The organism is Bacillus sp. 2175 (assembly GCF_057812155.1).
Genome location: NZ_CM173819.1, coordinates 2,639,879 through 2,656,231, shown reverse-complemented (window position 1 = coordinate 2,656,231; position 16,353 = coordinate 2,639,879). Strand labels below are relative to the sequence as shown.

Annotated in this window: 18 protein-coding genes and 1 pseudogene; 8 read left to right on the top strand and 11 right to left on the bottom strand. The window is 34.5% G+C overall.

Annotated elements, in window-relative coordinates; genetic code table 11:
• The first annotated feature begins 104 nt into the window (after window positions 1–104).
• The 4 genes from ACXKY9_RS13875 (at window position 105) to ACXKY9_RS13860 (ending at window position 3,712) form a co-directional block, all read left to right on the top strand.
• A complete protein-coding gene (locus ACXKY9_RS13875) occupies window positions 105–1,766 on the top strand; it encodes a sigma-54 interaction domain-containing protein (protein WP_000395824.1) in 1,662 nt (553 codons plus the stop codon).
• A 112-nt stretch (window positions 1,767–1,878) separates the two neighbouring features.
• On the top strand, window positions 1,879–2,151 hold the full coding sequence (locus tag ACXKY9_RS13870; RefSeq protein ID WP_000182619.1) for a (2Fe-2S)-binding protein: 273 nt from the start codon (window positions 1,879–1,881) through the stop codon (window positions 2,149–2,151).
• On the top strand, window positions 2,148–2,480 hold the full coding sequence (locus tag ACXKY9_RS13865; protein WP_000087070.1) for a (2Fe-2S)-binding protein: 333 nt from the start codon (window positions 2,148–2,150) through the stop codon (window positions 2,478–2,480). The genes ACXKY9_RS13870 and ACXKY9_RS13865 overlap by 4 nt, the downstream gene beginning before the upstream one ends.
• Window positions 2,477–3,712 (top strand): NAD(P)/FAD-dependent oxidoreductase, encoded by a 1,236-nt coding sequence (locus tag ACXKY9_RS13860; protein ID WP_001286106.1) that lies wholly within the window; start codon window positions 2,477–2,479, stop codon window positions 3,710–3,712. The genes ACXKY9_RS13865 and ACXKY9_RS13860 overlap by 4 nt, the downstream gene beginning before the upstream one ends.
• Before the next feature lie 24 nt (window positions 3,713–3,736).
• Here ACXKY9_RS13860 and ACXKY9_RS13855 read toward each other — a convergent pair whose 3' ends face one another.
• Both ACXKY9_RS13855 and ACXKY9_RS13850 read right to left on the bottom strand, forming a co-directional pair.
• Window positions 3,737–4,045, bottom strand: coding sequence for a YxcD family protein (locus ACXKY9_RS13855; protein ID WP_000447747.1), 309 nt, complete (start codon window positions 4,043–4,045; stop codon window positions 3,737–3,739).
• Window positions 4,033–4,482: a hypothetical protein gene (locus ACXKY9_RS13850; protein ID WP_000914478.1), complete on the bottom strand. Its 450-nt coding sequence runs from the start codon at window positions 4,480–4,482 to the stop codon at window positions 4,033–4,035. Before ACXKY9_RS13850 ends, ACXKY9_RS13855 begins: the two co-directional genes overlap by 13 nt.
• Before the next feature lie 258 nt (window positions 4,483–4,740).
• On the opposite strand from ACXKY9_RS13850, the gene ACXKY9_RS13845 reads away from it, so the two are divergent.
• The 3 genes and pseudogenes from ACXKY9_RS13845 (at window position 4,741) to ACXKY9_RS13835 (ending at window position 6,725) form a co-directional block, all read left to right on the top strand.
• The gene (locus tag ACXKY9_RS13845) at window positions 4,741–5,505 is read left to right on the top strand and encodes a DUF1836 domain-containing protein (RefSeq protein WP_000447231.1); all 765 of its coding nucleotides are present in this window, start codon (window positions 4,741–4,743) and stop codon (window positions 5,503–5,505) included.
• A 233-nt stretch (window positions 5,506–5,738) separates the two neighbouring features.
• Window positions 5,739–6,344, top strand: coding sequence for an undecaprenyl phosphate transporter UptA (gene uptA / locus ACXKY9_RS13840; protein WP_000952913.1), 606 nt, complete (start codon window positions 5,739–5,741; stop codon window positions 6,342–6,344).
• A 157-nt stretch (window positions 6,345–6,501) separates the two neighbouring features.
• Window positions 6,502–6,725 (top strand): annotated as a pseudogene (locus ACXKY9_RS13835) (hypothetical protein).
• 40 nt (window positions 6,726–6,765) lie between these two features.
• Here the strand turns inward: ACXKY9_RS13835 and dltD are convergent.
• From dltD to ACXKY9_RS13800, 7 genes are all read right to left on the bottom strand, one after another.
• Complete coding sequence (gene dltD, locus ACXKY9_RS13830) at window positions 6,766–7,947, bottom strand: D-alanyl-lipoteichoic acid biosynthesis protein DltD (RefSeq protein WP_000782305.1); 1,182 nt, start codon at window positions 7,945–7,947, stop codon at window positions 6,766–6,768.
• A 268-nt stretch (window positions 7,948–8,215) separates the two neighbouring features.
• Window positions 8,216–8,749: a GNAT family N-acetyltransferase gene (locus ACXKY9_RS13825; RefSeq protein WP_000061613.1), complete on the bottom strand. Its 534-nt coding sequence runs from the start codon at window positions 8,747–8,749 to the stop codon at window positions 8,216–8,218.
• 115 nt (window positions 8,750–8,864) lie between these two features.
• Window positions 8,865–10,487, bottom strand: a complete 1,623-nt coding sequence (locus tag ACXKY9_RS13820) for a peptide ABC transporter substrate-binding protein (RefSeq protein WP_000758258.1) — start codon at window positions 10,485–10,487, stop codon at window positions 8,865–8,867.
• A 19-nt stretch (window positions 10,488–10,506) separates the two neighbouring features.
• Complete coding sequence (locus ACXKY9_RS13815; RefSeq protein WP_000755430.1) at window positions 10,507–11,508, bottom strand: C40 family peptidase; 1,002 nt, start codon at window positions 11,506–11,508, stop codon at window positions 10,507–10,509.
• Between the two features lie 39 nt (window positions 11,509–11,547).
• Window positions 11,548–12,609, bottom strand: coding sequence for a dipeptide epimerase (locus ACXKY9_RS13810; RefSeq protein ID WP_001038457.1), 1,062 nt, complete (start codon window positions 12,607–12,609; stop codon window positions 11,548–11,550).
• Window positions 12,610–12,795: 186 nt separating this feature from the next.
• The gene (locus tag ACXKY9_RS13805; RefSeq protein ID WP_000271312.1) at window positions 12,796–13,122 is read right to left on the bottom strand and encodes a DUF3870 domain-containing protein; all 327 of its coding nucleotides are present in this window, start codon (window positions 13,120–13,122) and stop codon (window positions 12,796–12,798) included.
• Window positions 13,123–13,417: 295 nt separating this feature from the next.
• Window positions 13,418–13,774: an FtsB family cell division protein gene (locus ACXKY9_RS13800; protein ID WP_001228371.1), complete on the bottom strand. Its 357-nt coding sequence runs from the start codon at window positions 13,772–13,774 to the stop codon at window positions 13,418–13,420.
• A 284-nt stretch (window positions 13,775–14,058) separates the two neighbouring features.
• Here ACXKY9_RS13800 and ACXKY9_RS13795 point away from each other — a divergent pair, with 284 nt between their 5' ends.
• Window positions 14,059–14,985 (top strand): aldo/keto reductase, encoded by a 927-nt coding sequence (locus ACXKY9_RS13795; protein WP_000559356.1) that lies wholly within the window; start codon window positions 14,059–14,061, stop codon window positions 14,983–14,985.
• Between the two features lie 19 nt (window positions 14,986–15,004).
• Here the strand turns inward: ACXKY9_RS13795 and ACXKY9_RS13790 are convergent, their stop codons facing one another.
• The gene (locus ACXKY9_RS13790; RefSeq protein ID WP_000981432.1) at window positions 15,005–15,601 is read right to left on the bottom strand and encodes a DJ-1/PfpI family protein; all 597 of its coding nucleotides are present in this window, start codon (window positions 15,599–15,601) and stop codon (window positions 15,005–15,007) included.
• Window positions 15,598–16,089: an ankyrin repeat domain-containing protein gene (locus ACXKY9_RS13785; RefSeq protein ID WP_000400681.1), complete on the bottom strand. Its 492-nt coding sequence runs from the start codon at window positions 16,087–16,089 to the stop codon at window positions 15,598–15,600. Before ACXKY9_RS13785 ends, ACXKY9_RS13790 begins: the two co-directional genes overlap by 4 nt.
• Between the last annotated feature and the right edge of the window lie 264 nt (window positions 16,090–16,353).

Genomic DNA, 16,353 nt, shown 5'->3' with positions numbered 1-16,353 from the left:
TTATAAAAAATATTTTTATTTGTAAAAATATTTTAAATTCATAGTAAATAGGTGTATTATTTTTTTATCACTGTCAAAATTTTTATACATAACAGGAGGACATTATGGAATTCTCATTTCCGACTATACAAGAATTTTTGGAAAGCGTTTTAATCAATCATACATGTAGCCTTGATCGCATTAAGAAAATAAACGAAAGGTTTTATTACCTCCCTTCTACTACAGAAGAATATAATTGCGCAATTATTTATGTAGATGACTCATTCACTGCATTAATTGACGCTTTTTCTTATGAATTAGCTGTTATCATCCTTAACGAAAACGATGAGCCGATATGCTGTATAACTTCTCAGCAAATGATTCCATTTCTTTATAAGTCCTACAATGAACTACAGTCATTTTATGACACTGTAATACAAACAACTGACTCTTCTGTTACAGTAATTGATAGTAAAGAATGCGTTCGAACTTGGACAGATGGTGCTGAAAAAATATTTTCAGTCAACCATAATGAGATTATTGGGCAACCGATTACTCGTTTTTTTGATTATAAAGACTTGGAAATTTTACAATCTTTACATGATGGAAAAAGCATAGTCGCTCAGTTCCATCAGCCTCGCCCCGATTTATTCGTATTAATTAATTCAAATCCAGTTTATTGTAATGATGAAATTATAGGAGCAGTCGTTTCAGAAACAGATGTTACAAATCAAGTCGCTTTAAATGAAAAACTATTTAATATGTCACATGAAATGCACCGTTTAGAACAAGAAGTGGCAAAGTATAAAGATGAATCCGATCCATTCCTTGCGATGAATGGAAAAAGTCCTGTTATACAAAGAACGATACAATTAGCTAGAAAAGTTTGTTCGGTGAAATCAACTGTTTTAATACTTGGGGAAAGCGGAGTTGGAAAAGAAGTATTTGCGAAAGCAATTCATGAAGCAAGTGAAGCAGCGAAGGCGCCTTTCATTTCGATTAACTGCGGGGCAATTCCAGAAGCATTATTTGAAAGTGAATTATTCGGTTACGAGCGTGGGGCGTTTTCTGGAGCAAATAGTAAAGGAAAAAAAGGTAAAATTGAACTCGCGCAAGGCGGTACTTTATTTCTTGATGAAATAGGTGAAATGCCACTTGATATGCAAGTAAAACTGTTACGTGTACTGCAAGAGCGAAAGTATTACCGAGTTGGTGGTGAAAAAGAAATTAATATTGATTTCCGTATTATCGCTGCTACAAATCGTGATTTACAAGAAGAAATGAGAAAAGGAACTTTCCGAGAAGATTTATATTACCGCTTAAATGTAGTTAGCTTGCAGATTCCACCGCTGCGCGAAAGACGCGAGGATATTATTGAATTAACCTATTCTTTCTTAAACGATTTTTCAATCAACTATAACAGACCAATTCGTGACTTACCTTCAAGCATTATGCATGAACTGCTTCATTACAATTGGCCAGGTAATATTCGCGAACTTCGAAACGTTGTTGAACGGCTTGTGGTATTCGCAACAGACGGAATTATAAAACAAGAATATTTACCATTTCATACGACTGAAACTTTAGACAACCATACAGCCCATTCCCTATTACTCAGCAACAATAATACAATCCTTTCTTTACAAGAAGAGATGGATGAGCATGAGAAAAAAGTTATTGAAAGGGCTTTACGAATTTTAAATGGGAATAAATTAGAATGCGCAAAACAACTTGGTGTAACAAGGGCTACTTTATATAACCGTTTAAAGAAACTTGGACTTCAATAAAGAATCAGTATGCACCGATCAGGCGTTTACAGGTAGCCCTCTCTCCCTCCTCTATATTGGCATGATTTTTGCATATATAATTTGTGAAAACCGAACTAGAGGAGGAATACACATGACAAATAAAAACAACTTAATCGTTTGTCGTTGTGAAGAGGTTACATATGGGCAACTTCAATCGACAATTGCTGAATATAACTGCTCGGCAAGAGAATTAAAACTAAGAACACGTGCTGGCATGGGATTTTGCGGTGGTCGCACATGCAGAATAATGATAGATCGAATGATTGAAAATGCGAATCCTGACGTAACTCTTAATGAACTACCGTTAAAATATCAACCACCAATACGTGCAGTTACTTTTGGATCGGTAGGTGAAAGTAAATGAGTAGAATTACACATCACCCTATTTTAGGTACTTTACAAAGTAGTGAGCGTATTACCTTTCAATTTAACGGTCATCAATACGGAGCATATGAACATGAAACGATAGCTGCTGCCCTGTTAGCAAATGGAATTAGGACAGTAAGAGTTCATGAAGATAGCGGAACACCGCGAGGTATTTATTGTAATATCGGACACTGTTCCGAATGCCGCATGACAGTAAATAATCAAACAAATGTACGCGCATGCTTAACTGTTGTAGAAGAAAACATGGTTGTTGAAAGCGGGAAACAGCATCCGAATATCGTGAGAGAGATGGTGAAAAAACGATGAGTGATGTAATTATTATTGGTGCAGGGCCAGCGGGATTATCTGCTTCTATTTCTTGTGCTCGTTTCGGACTAAAAGTGCTCGTTATTGATGAATTTATGAAGCCGGGCGGGAGATTGTTAGGACAGTTGCATCAAGAGCCTACTGGAGAATGGTGGAACGGAATAAAAGAATCGAAGCGACTTCATGAAGAAGCAGAATCACTTTCAGTACATATCAGGTGCGGTGTTTCGGTCTATAATTTAGATAGAGATGAAAACAATTGGTTTGTACATACTAATATCGGTACGTTAGAAGCGCCTTTCGTACTACTTGCTACTGGAGCTGCGGAATATTCTATTCCCCTTCCTGGCTGGACACTTCCAGGAGTGATGTCAATTGGAGCAGCTCAAGTTATGACAAATGTTCATCGCGTGCAAGTTGGAAAAAAAGGAATTATTATTGGTGCTAACATTTTGTCTTTCGCCATTTTAAGTGAATTGCAATTAGCGGGAATTACAGTGGATCATATTGTACTCCCTGAGAAAAGCGAGTTAAGTCAAAAAGCTGGTGAACCTGAAGAAGTTTTAAACTCTCTTTTAAATGCAGCACATCTCGCTCCTTCTGCTATTTTGCGAATAGGTAGCCACTTTATGAAATATGATTGGGTTCGAAAAGCTGGATTAACATTCTATCCAAACAGCGGAATGAAAATAAACGGAACGCCACTTCACCTTCGGAAAGCAGCTCTTGAAATTATCGGAACAGATCAAGTTGAAGGTGTACGTGTTGCTAATATTGACTCTAAAGGAAATGTTATTAATGGATCAGAGAAAATATATGAAGCAGATTTTGTTTGTATTGCCGGGGGATTATACCCACTTGCCGAACTTGCAGCTGTAGCTGGTTGTCCCTTCCATTACATTTCAGAATTAGGTGGACACGTTCCTCTCCATTCCGAAACAATGGAAACTCCTCTTCCTGGTTTATTTGTAGCTGGCAATATTACAGGCATTGAAAGCGGAAAAATTGCGATGGCGCAAGGAACAGTTGCAGGTCTATCTATTGCTAAATATGCAAGCAAAAAACGTGATATAGTCGACCAACAATTATCTCACGCCATTCAAAACGTTCACTTTGTTCGTCAGAAATCTGCAATTCAGTTTAATCCGATGGTAGATATCGGTAGACGAAAGATGAATGAAATTTGGCGTGATTACTCATCTACATATGCACATACTAAAAAGAGCTGCTGAGATTATTCTCAACAGCTCTCTTCTCTACTCATCTGAGTTATTAAATTTCGCTAATGCGTAAATGCCTTCTTCATCATCTAATTCAAGTTGTAATCTCGCTGCGAATGGATTGACATTATATTCTCTGTCAAGCAATAAGCGTAAAGCTTCGATTAAGTTTGCTTGAATTAAAATTTGCTGGCGACCATTTACCTCTACTTCCGCAGAGAAACCGTAGTCGTCATCATACATGAGTTCAACTAATACTTCTTCTGGACCCACTTGTCTTTTTTCAGCGATATATATACAAAGCGCATTTATAAGCTCTTGTTCAGAAATTTTTATTGTTTCCATGCTACTTCATCTGCCTTCTTCTTACGTTGGTCTTTGAAGTATTTAAATGCACGAACTGCTAACATTACGATACCAGCCATTACTAACATATTTACCATAAATGCTAATACAGAACCAAGAGCTCCCATATTTGCAAATAAGCTACCCATTAGTAAACCACCAAGACCACCTAGTAATAAACCTTTCATAAAGCTTCCTTTATTACTTTTTGGTGCCGTGTTTGTTGCTTTCGTTTTTGAATCTGGAGTCGTTTTTTGAGAATTTACATTTGAGTCTTTTTTGTTTAAATCAACTTTTGACTTTTGACCTGAACTTGGTGTAAATGATTTTTTACCAGATTTGTAACTTTTCGCTGCTGCATGATCTACGAACATAAAGCTGCTAGCCCCAAAGATAACCATGAATGCTGTCATTACTGCTACAAGTTTTTTCAACATATTATATCCATTCTCCTTTTATATAGATATATGTGAAATCTATCTTTCTAGTAAATTCAGAATGATAGATTTGTTTTTAAGAACATTTTAAAAGTTCTTATGAACTTATTATATGAACTTTTGTCGAAATATGCAAGTATTATTTACTTTCAACAGTTTGGTCACAAAGGAAAAATTAAGCAAAACAGAATTGACTTTAAATGAAACAAAACATATTATAAGTTCATAAGAACTTTTTATTATTTTGGAGGTGAAAAGATGGAAACATTTCATCTCACACGAAACGAAATGGCTACCCTTCTTCTATCACTAAGAGGATGGAATACGAAAAAGCCTCTCGGTATTTTACAAGAAGCTTGGGCAAAGTCACATAAAAAAGATATTGAAAGCGGACAAAGCGTTACAGCTTTTATTACTACCGCACTTTCACCTATTTTTGAAAAGCTGATTAAAATTGACGATACTGATGTCGGTTTTTCTTTAAATGAAATAGTTGCGCTTGGCAATCAGATTGAAAACACAAGTTTCTCTGTAACTGCTATGCAAAACTGGGTGAAACGAGATATAAAAGAAATGATTGGCTCTCCTCAAAAAGGAAAAAAATATTCAATTGAACAAGCAGCCTTACTATTTATTGTCGAAGATTTAAAAACAGCACTTGATTTTGAATCCATTCGTAAGCTATTACGCCTTATTGTAAATGACCCAGCTGATCGAAGTGATGATTTAATCAATCCTGTTCATTTATATGTAGCATACTCTTCTCTATTTGAAGAACTCAATCAAGGGAATTGCTTACAATTAAATGCAACAGATACCGTTCATACAATTGAAAACATCGTAAAAGAAAAAGCTGATAAAATCGCAAGTAAGTTCGATCAAATTAATAACGAACAACGCGAAGCAATTCGTAACGCTATTATTATTGCGACCCTTTCTGTACATACCGCTTATGTACAAATGTTAGCAAAGCGTTACGTAACAGCAACTTTATTTTTACAGAACTTAGATGTCAAGCCTTAAAAAATAGGAGCAGAAATGCTTCTATTTTTTATGAGAAATTTTTAATAATCTTTTCATTAACCCTTCATGAAAACGTGGCTTATATACTTTACTATAATACTTATGAGAGACATAAAAGAATTGAAATAGCAATCCCCTATGCAAATAAGGTATAATCTACATATGGTGAACCTTTTATGCGATTAAATAAAAGGTTCTTATAATCAAAAATTCATAAACTAGAAGGTGCAACAATGTTAAGTAGTTTTATTCATTCAGTATTAACGTTTTTTGAAGGATTAGGTTATTGGGGCATTATGCTTGGACTTATGATTGAGATTATCCCAAGTGAAATTGTCCTTGCTTATGCAGGATACTTAGTATTCAATGGAAGTATCTCATTTATAGGCGCAGTTGTATTCGGTACAATTGGCGGTGTTATTGCCCAAATCTTTATTTATTGGCTTGGACGATATGGTGGACGCCCTATATTAGAACGTTATGGAAAATATATTTTCATACATAAAAAGCAAATAGACGCTGCAGAAGATTGGTTTAATCGTTACGGAACTGGTGTCATTTTTACAGCACGCTTCATTCCAGTAGTGCGTCATGCGATTTCAATTCCTGCTGGTATTACAAAAATGCCTTTACTACGTTTCACTACACTAACAGCACTTGCGATTATCCCTTGGTCTATTATTTTCATTTATTTAGGTGAAAAACTAGGTGAAAATTGGGAAAATATTAACGATATTGCTGGTCCGTATGTGAAATCATTCGCAATTGGTGGCGTCGTACTTATACTTTTATACTTCGTTATAAAAAAATGGACAAAAAAGCGTAAAAATCTTGCTTAAGAATATAAAAAAGCCGCTATAAATTCAGAATTATAGCGGTTTTTTATTTATATTAATCTTCAGGAATTATATAACACCTTTCCATCTACATTTATATGGATAAGCAACCATTCAATCATTTCTTTCGTATATTATCTCAAAAAGGAGTGATTCCCCTATGCATTGGCAGCAAAAAATACAATACTTAATCGGACGTCCTATCGGCATTTCTTTCATGAACGGGCAAGGAACTTCTGGTGTATTATGTTCAGCGCATGATGATCAATTATATGTGTATGAATACCTTATCAAGCCCAGTTCGCAATGAAACATTATGATTATAGACAGATTCAAGATATACATGCATTCCCAAATTGTCCTCACCAAAATCCTCTATACTAAAAAAATCGGAACGGCTCATAGCCATTCCGATTTCTATACTTTATTTCTCAGAATTAAATTTTTGCACTGCTTCATCAAAATAAATCCAACCTTTCCAGCCTAAATGAATCGTATCTTTTAAGAAATACTTATCATATTCATGACCAGAGAAATCAACTACTGGATATCCTGCTTTCTCAACCTGCTCTCGAACTTTTTTATAATACACTTCACGGCGTTCTTTCGGGAAGCCAGTATAATCATACCAAGGCCCATTTACAGGTACAGAAATAAAGAGTGGTTTGACATTTTTCTCTTTAAATAAATCTAAAATAATTTGTAAATCATCGTATTCTGGTGATTCATCATATGTTTCATTTGCTCTAAAGTTTTTTAAACCTTTTAGTTTTTTCTTCAGATTATTTTTATGATAATACGGATTTTCAATTCCGAATGTATTTGTAGTAGACTCTGCTTTCCCTTCTTGTTCTGCGTGTTTACGTGCGTCTTCCCAAGAAATTGAACGAAGTCCGATATTTGTTTTCTCTTTCATCGGTTCGATTTTAAATAAAGAGTTAAATAAATCTCTATGATCTAAAATATTTCGATGCATATAAGCAAGTGGTTTAACTAAACCTGCTTTTATGTTATGTTTCGTATCATTATATACAATACCTTCTAATGAATTTTTTAATATATCATCTTCTTGAACAACTTTATAATCTAATAGCCGTTTCGCGATTTGCTTCTTCATTCCTGGATTTATCTCATCATTAAAAATAAAATGATATGCTTGTTGTTTGGAGAAATTATTAGTGAAATCCCCTTGTGATACACCAGTCTTTGTAAACCATTGTGGTGAAAGAACAAACACTACTTTTTTACCTTCTAATTCATCCATAGTAGATGTCATATTTAAAATATGAGCTAAACTTTGTGTACCACCAGTTCCAATTAAAAACGGTGTAAAACCAGCTGGATTTACTTTGAAATAATTAGACGGATGATATGCATCCATTCGTAAAAATTCTGATGAACCGTACATCGGTAAATACTGTGAATTCTCTAACATTTTTTGCTGTAAGAAAACACTTTGTAATTTCTCTTTTTGTAAAGAAGTTGCCGCATCTTCTACCTTCTTATCACTAATAAGCGATACTAAACTTTTCGATGGGATTAGAATGATAATGAAAAAAAGCACACACGCTAAAATTATAGGACCAAAAGCATGCTTCATTTTCATCTTCTGTCCCTCTTTCTATCGTTATTAAATTGTAACCCTTGTTTTTGACACGTCATCTTTTCTCTCCTTTGTCTCTATACATGTTCCATTCTATTTATCTATTATATACATGTATGTATTTCCTTCCTTGTTCTATTAAGCCCTATATAAATAGCGCAAGAAAATGTTTCCATAGAAACATGTTAATTATACAAGATTCTACATAAATTTCACACTGGAATTTTAGTAATAATTTTATTTTTTAACAATGAAAAAATATATGAAATGTCTAGAATTCTTTGGATGATGTATGGAGTTCAAAATATGATAATAAGCGCCCGCTATGATCAACTTCATGAGTATATATAAACCCGAGCTTTCGTAAAAGTTTTTTCGAGCTCTCATTTGCTACTTTAACTCTAGCAATTATTCTTGTTACATTCAAAGTCTCTATTGCATATTTAATGGAAGCCTCTGCTGCTTCTAATGCATACCCATTCCTCCAATGTTCTGGGTCAAGAAGATACATAATTTCTATTTCACCTGTTTCATCTACCTTTCTTAAACCACAATGTCCTAAAAGCTTTCCTGTTTCACTATTAAATAACAACCATACCCCGAAGTCATACTGTTCCCAATGTAAGATAAGTTGCCCAATATAATCATTTGTTTCTTCCTTCGACATTCCTCTTGATTTAGCCAGCCATTTGCCAACAGTATCTTTTTTTAATATGTTATAAAACTGATCAATATCTTCTACAATTGGTTTCCTCATAAATAATCTTTTTGTATAAATTACTTTCTCTTCTTCAAACATAGACATCATTTTCCCTTCAAATACTGTTTACAGACTAATAAATTATACCATGAACTATTTTTCTAACTTTAAATAAGAAAAAACAGACTATCACATACGTGAAGTCTGTTTCCCCATTCTTTTATTTTTGTAAATCTGCCCATTTTAAACTTGTAGCTGGACCAAATTGATGTACATATAAATCTTTCACATATGGTTTTTGTAAGTAAGATAATCCACGCTGGAATACCGGTGCAATTACTGCATCATCAAGTAGCATTTTTTCAGCATCTTGCATTGCTTTCCAGCGAGCCTTTTCATCATTACCTAATTCTGTTTTAATCTTCTTAATTAATGCATCATATTCTGGATTTGCATATTCTGTATTATTAACACTGCTTCCAGAAAGGAATACTTCTAAGTAAGTCATTGGATCTGGATAATCTGGTAACCAGCGTGATAACGACATTTCATATTCTTTCTTCTTCTCAAGTGCTAATTTTTGCGTATGCGGCTGTAATTTCACATTCACTTTTAATCCTGGTAAGTTTTTCTCAAGCTGCTCTTTAATGTACTCTCCAACTTTTTTAAAGTTTTCTAAGTCATAATTTAATAATTCTAAAGTCACTTCATTTGTACCTGTCTCTTGTTTTGCTTTCTCCCAATATTCCTTCGCCTGTTTTACATTTGTCTTATTAAACTCACCAGACGTACTTCTAAAATCTTTCTTATCTGGGCCCTTTAAAAATCCTTTTGGTACGTAATAGTTCGCTGCAACCGATCCATCATTTAAAAATGAATCTGCGAGTCCCTTCTTATCAAAAACTGTACTTAGCGCAAGACGTGCATTTTTATTTTTAAGAATCGGTACATTTTCATTAAATCGGAAGAAGTACATAACTGGATCTGTATATTGTTTTAGCTCTTTATTATTTTTATATTTATCTACGAATTCTGTAGAAATAACAGCTCTATCAACTTTATCTGTTTCATATAAATTTACCGCAGTTGAAATTTCTTTTACAATTTGATAGTTTACTTCATCTAACTTCACTTCTTTTTTATCCCAATACTTATCGTTTTTCTTCATTGTAAAGCTAGCTTCATGCTTCCACTCTGATAATGTAAACGGTCCATTATATACCGCTTTATTTGCTTCTAATCCATATTTATCACCTTGCTCTTTCGCATATTTTTCGTTAATTGGATAGAAGGATGGTAAAATTAATAATTTCGTAAAATACGGTACAGGATGTTCTAGCTCTACGACGAATGTTTTATCATCCTTCGCTTTTACTCCTAATTCATCTAGACCTAGTTGTTTTTTATTTATCTTCTCAGCATTTTTTACATCGTACGCAATGTATGCATATTGAGAAGCTGTATCTGGATTAATCAATTGCTTCCAAGCGTATACGTAATCATGGGCGGTTACTGGATCTCCGTTAGACCATTTCGCATCATGCAATTGGAATGTATATGTCTTTCCATCTTTACTCACTTCATATTTTTGTGCGCCGGCTTCAATTACTTCATCATTTTTCGATAGACGAAATAGTCCTTCCATTACGTTATTCAAAACGTTAAACGAGACTGCATCTGTTACTTTCCCTGAATTTAACGACGGAATTTCACCCGTTTCTAGTAACTGTAATACTTTCTTCTCATCTTTGGGCTTTGTTGCAGTTTTTTCTTTTGCGCAGCCAACTAAAAATGAAGAAACTAATAGAGTACTAACTAATGAGTAACGAACAACTTTTTTCATTTAAAAACCCCCTCTATTTTTAAGGTAAGTAACGACGAGCACCAGCGTATTCTTCTATATATCCTGGTGTATTTAGCGGTATAATCTCTACCGATCTTTCAGCTCTTGGTGAGTGAATCATATTGCCATCACCAATATACATTGCGACGTGATGGACACTACCTTTCCCTTGATCATGTGCAAAGAAAATTAAATCTCCTTTTTGTAGATTTTCTTTATCAACTGCAACTCCTGCTCTTGATTGCGGTCCAGAATCTCGGGGAATTGTAATGCCGTGCGATTTATAGATCGTATGCGTGAAGCCAGAGCAATCAAATCCAAAACCACTTGTACCAGCCCATATATACGGTAATCCTAAAAACATTTTCCCTGTGTTAATTAAATCATCGGCCGCCGGAGTTGGAATATCAGTTTGAGATTGGTAAACTGTTCCATCATTTTTACGTATCCATGCTTTTTGCCCATTTGGCAACAATACACGGTATGAAATTGTGTCTTCACTTAATAGCGGCAGTCTTGTATTATAACTGACTTCAAGTGATTTATGTTTTTCAGAAGGGTTTATATATAAAATCGCTGTTGGTTTGGTTATTAAGACAAAAGGTTCATTTGTTTTATCTGCAAATTCTTGATTATATGTTAATTGTTTTTCAGGCATCCAGCCCGGATAACCTTCTTCATTTCGGGGTGTTGGCTGTCCATGCACTAATACCTTCACCCATTCGCCTTTCTTATCAATAACAGTTACTTCTTGACCGAGTAACGCTTGTGTTTCTAATTTATTTGCATTTGTTAACCATAGTTTCTCGTCAAGTGTCATTGATTTCGTCCATTTCCATAGATCCACTGGATTTGTTGTACTCGGTGTATCGATTGGCCTTAATGAATCAGGTACTGTCCATAACGTTGCAGCAGATACATCTATAAATGCTTTATTATCCTTCTTTTCTTCAGCATTTGCCGATGTAAACGATGAAAATATAAATAAAGTTGTTAAAAATGCAGTTCCTACTTTTTTCATATTTATCCCCCTTAAAAGATAGTTTACTAGTCTCTTCTCCTAAGACTTACTATTCACTGTCGATTGAAGGTTTACCTTTGATCCAGAATAAGTCATTCCTTCTGGCTCTTCCATTAACCAAAGCGGTGCATCAAGATCAAAATAATGAATATTAGGATGCGCTGCCGCTAAATGCGCAACAGCACTAACGGAAAGTGAAGATTCCATCATGCTGCCCACCATACACTTCACACCAGCTGTTTCTGCGATATCTGCAATACGCCATGCTTCACGTATACCACCACATTTCATTAATTTAATATTAATGAAGTCTGCATATCTTCCTTGAACGAGCTTTAATGCGTCACTTGCTGAAAATATACTTTCATCGGCCATAATTGGCGTTTGCACACGATCTTTGACATACTTTAACCCATCCCAATCTTTCGCGTGTACTGGTTGTTCAATAAATTCTATATTTAAATTACGATTTTCCATCTCTTGAATAATAGAGACCGCTTCTTTTGGACTCCAACCTTGATTCGCATCTAAACGTAATATCGTATTTCTTGGTACCACATTTCGAATTGCCTCAATACGTTCCAAATCTAAATGCGCCTCTTTACCCACTTTAATCTTTAATGTTTGAAATCCTTTTTCTATATGTTTCTTCGCTTCTTTTGCCATTAATACAGGCTCATCCACACTCACTGTAATATCGGTATGAATTTCTTTCTTCCCGCCTAACAATGCATATAACGGCACATTTTGATATTCGCAATATACATCATATAAAGCGATATCTACCGCTGCTTTGGCACTTGAATTTCCAATACAACTCATTTGAATGCCCTGTAGTAACTGCTGAAACTGAATGATATTTTGACCAATTAAACATGAACGCATCGGTCCTAAAATCGCTTCTTCCATTCCGCTGGTGAAATCCCCCGTAATAACTGGCGTTGCGGCTGCAGCCCCCTTACCAATCACTCCTTCGTCTGTATGAATATAAACATCTATACTTTCAATTTCTGTTACAGTACGAAGCGCGGTTTTAAACGGTGTATGCAGTTTTACACGTCTACGATTTACTTTTACATCTGTAATTTTCATTTTGTTCATCCTTTCATTCTCCAATGAAGTGAAATTTTAATCCACCGGAGATTTATACCCACGGATTATTAGGTAAACCTATTGGGCATTTACTCTTCTATCTCTCTACTTTGTTTTCGTTCACTTTTGATGTAGGACGATAATGTGAAATAAAAAAATCCAGCCATAAGAATGATTCTTACGGCTGGATTTTGTCTATGATTGAGTAGACAAAGCAGCAATCTGATTATATTTTTTCTGTGCATCTTTTAGCGCTACAAGTAACGCTTTTTGAGAAGAACCGAAATATCGGTTCTTTACTTCCATTACTAACGCCGGGTCATTTATATTTTTATGTAGAAATAAATATTTAACAAATTGAGATGTTAATGCAATTGTCGCTGAGCAGTCTGCATCTACAATTTCCCCTGTATCCTTAACAAGTATAAATGCTACGAAATAGCTTTTAAACTTTTCAGTAATGGGATTATTTTGAGGTGCTTTCGCATCCCCTACGATATAAATTGTATTTGAGGCGTACACAGCTATCTTCCTTTCTTATACGAGGATAACGGGTTTCTTAATAGTCGTATGAGCGAGGAACTCAACGTTGATTAAAAAATGTATCCGCTTACCTTGTATTATAATATAATTGACAGAATTTTAACAACATTTATTTTAGTGCATATTCCATATTTATGAAAATAGCTTAAACTCTTCATTTCTACAATATGTGATTGTTCCTTGTACCATGACATTCATACATAAAAAACTGCACCCCCAATTGTTAGACGGTGTCTAACAATTGGGGGTGCAGTTCAATGGCTAACTGTTTTTATTACTTTGGCATCACAAATATAGTTTCATTTGACTTAGAAAATTGATACTCTTTTCTCGCTAACTTCAAAATTTCTTCCTCATCGTCTGTTAAATTTTCTATGTTAGTCTTTAAAGAATCTTTATCTTTCTTTAAAGATACTAATTGCTTCTTTTGATCCGTAATCGTATCTTTCTTTTTATCAATTACTTCTTGTTGTTTCGTTAAAATATATTGAACATATAGAGTAGTTGCCGCAATAAAAAGGACCATTAAAATAAGTCGCCTTAACTTCTTTTTATTTATCCTACGCTTGTCACTAGGTTGTGATAATTGCTCTGGTATATTAGGAACATTTACTCGCTCGAGTTTCCTCATTCAAATCCCCCTAACCCATATTTTTCACTACCATCGGCACGTTTTCTTACTAAACTAAATTCTATTCTTATAAAATAAACTCCTTCACAAAAATATCCCATAAATTAACCAATTAAAGATAGCATTCGACGACATTTCCATATTTACACCGATTTTTTTTATACATGCTGCTATAAAATAGTAGTTTCTGTAATTCTTTTTCTACTATTGTAGAAGAGTTTTTTCACACACAAAATTCCTTCCCCACATATCCATGTTATAACATGCTTACAAGGAGGGGGAATATGCATTACCGCACATTAGGTAAAACTGGAATAACTGTTTCTGAAATAGGTTTTGGCGCATGGGCAATCGGTGGTGATGAATGGGGACCTGTTAACGATAAACAATCTATAACCGCTATAAAAAAAGCAATTGAGTGTGGTGTGAATTTTATTGATACTGCGGATGTGTATGGTTTAGGACATAGTGAAAAGTTGGTAGCTACCGCGATTAAAGGACATCGTAATGATATTATCCTATCAACGAAAGGTGGTTTAATCGGACATCACTACGACCCTAATGGAGTTCCTGTATATGATACTCCCGAAAAAATCATCGCCGTATTCGAAACAAGTTTACAACGTCTTCAAACAGATTATATTGATCTTTATTTTTGTCATATTTGGTGGCATAATCGTAGAGAAACAGAAGCATTTCTACGTGCATTTGACATATTAAAACGTGATGGCAAAGTAAGAGCAGTCGGTGTTTCGACTCATGATTTACAATACATTCATCATTTCAATAACAACAACGAAATTGATATCGTACAACTTGATTACAATATATTAAATCGAAAACCAGAAAAAGATATATTACCATTCTTACAAGAGAAAAATCTAGGAGCTGTTATTCGTGGTCCATTAAAAATGGGCATTTTAACTGGAAAATTCACAAATAAAACAATTTTTCCAGATGGAGATTTACGCAAAGATTGGCCAAATGAAATTTGGTTTCAAGAAGACTTACAAACCGTAGAGAAACTTCGGCTGCTCTCAAATAAAAATCAGATCCTAGGGCAACTTGCACTTCGCTATGTACTCTCTCATCCGGCAGTAAGTGTTGTAATTCCTGGTGCAAAAACAGGAACACAAGCACAAGAAAATGCAAATGCATCTGTTCGCCCTATTTTGAGTGATGAAGAGCTTAACTATATTCATTCAATATAAAAAGCCCAATCCGGGCTTTTTAATTTGGCAAACTAATATCATACTCCATTCGCTTCGCTGTGTCCTCCGCAACATGCACACCTAACAAGTTTTTCACAATATGAAATGCCATATTAATTCCAGCTGAAATTCCGGCAGATGTTATAATATGTCCTTCATCTACAAACTTTACATTTTCTATAACTTCAACATTTTGAAACTCATTTTTAAACTTTTCAATACTAGCCCAATGTGTTGTTGCTTTTAAACCTTCCAGTAAACCTGCTTTCGCCAGTAATAGCGCTCCTGTACAAACTGAAGTCATCAGCTTTACTTCTTTCATTTGTTGGCGAATCCATTTTATTACTATTTCATTTTTTATTTCATATTTTCTAGCACCTAGCCCACCCGGAATTATTAAAATATCCACTGGTGGTAAATTTTCAATACTATAATCTGGCTGTACCTTCAATCCATTCCTTGCTGTAATCATTTCCCCATTCTCGCTAACTGTATAAACAGTAAATGTTTTTTCTTCATTCACCTCAGTTACAGAAAAAACTTCAAATGGCCCTGCAAAGTCTAACACTTCTACTTCATTAAATAAAAATATACCAACACTCCATTTATTCATCATAAGTTCACTTCCTGTTTCAAATGATGTAAAAGGTGATTATATCCTTTTTCTAATGCAATATCATACGCTGTTTTCCCATCATTTTTCTTAATCATCTTATTAGCTCCATTTTTAAGGAGCAACATAATTATTTCTTCATTTCCTAATAATGCTGCTTCGTGGAGTCCTGTCCAGCCACCACTTTGCATAATATTTACATCTGATCCTTTTTCAATTAAGAAAGCGACAAGTTCACTTTGCTTGTTCGCAATTGCCGCTTGCAAAGGTGTATTTTCATTTTCATTTTTCGCTCTACTATGTATATCTGCACCGCTTTCTAAAAGAAAACTCGCTATTTCTTTCTGTCCAAAATAAGCTGCTAAATGAAGTGGTGTCCAGCCATCTTCACTACATTCGTTAACAATGCTTGGACTCGCCTTTATAAACTTCACTACTTTTTCCTTATTACCACTTATAACAGCTTGTGCTATTGATTGTAAATGCTCCATAATAATCTCCCATCCTTCAAAATATTTAAGCATCTCCTTCTACATGTTCTATTAATTATTATATTTTCCTTTTAAAATCTTAAGTTTACATAATAATATTATATATATTACTTTTTTGTGCTTAATGCTGAATAGCAATAATGTTAAAAATACTGCCTTTAAACAATGAAGACCATAATTTCATTAGAGTTACTGAAAAAGCAAGCAAAAAACTATACACATAGTTTTCATCATATTTGTTCATTTGCATAAAATAAAACAGGT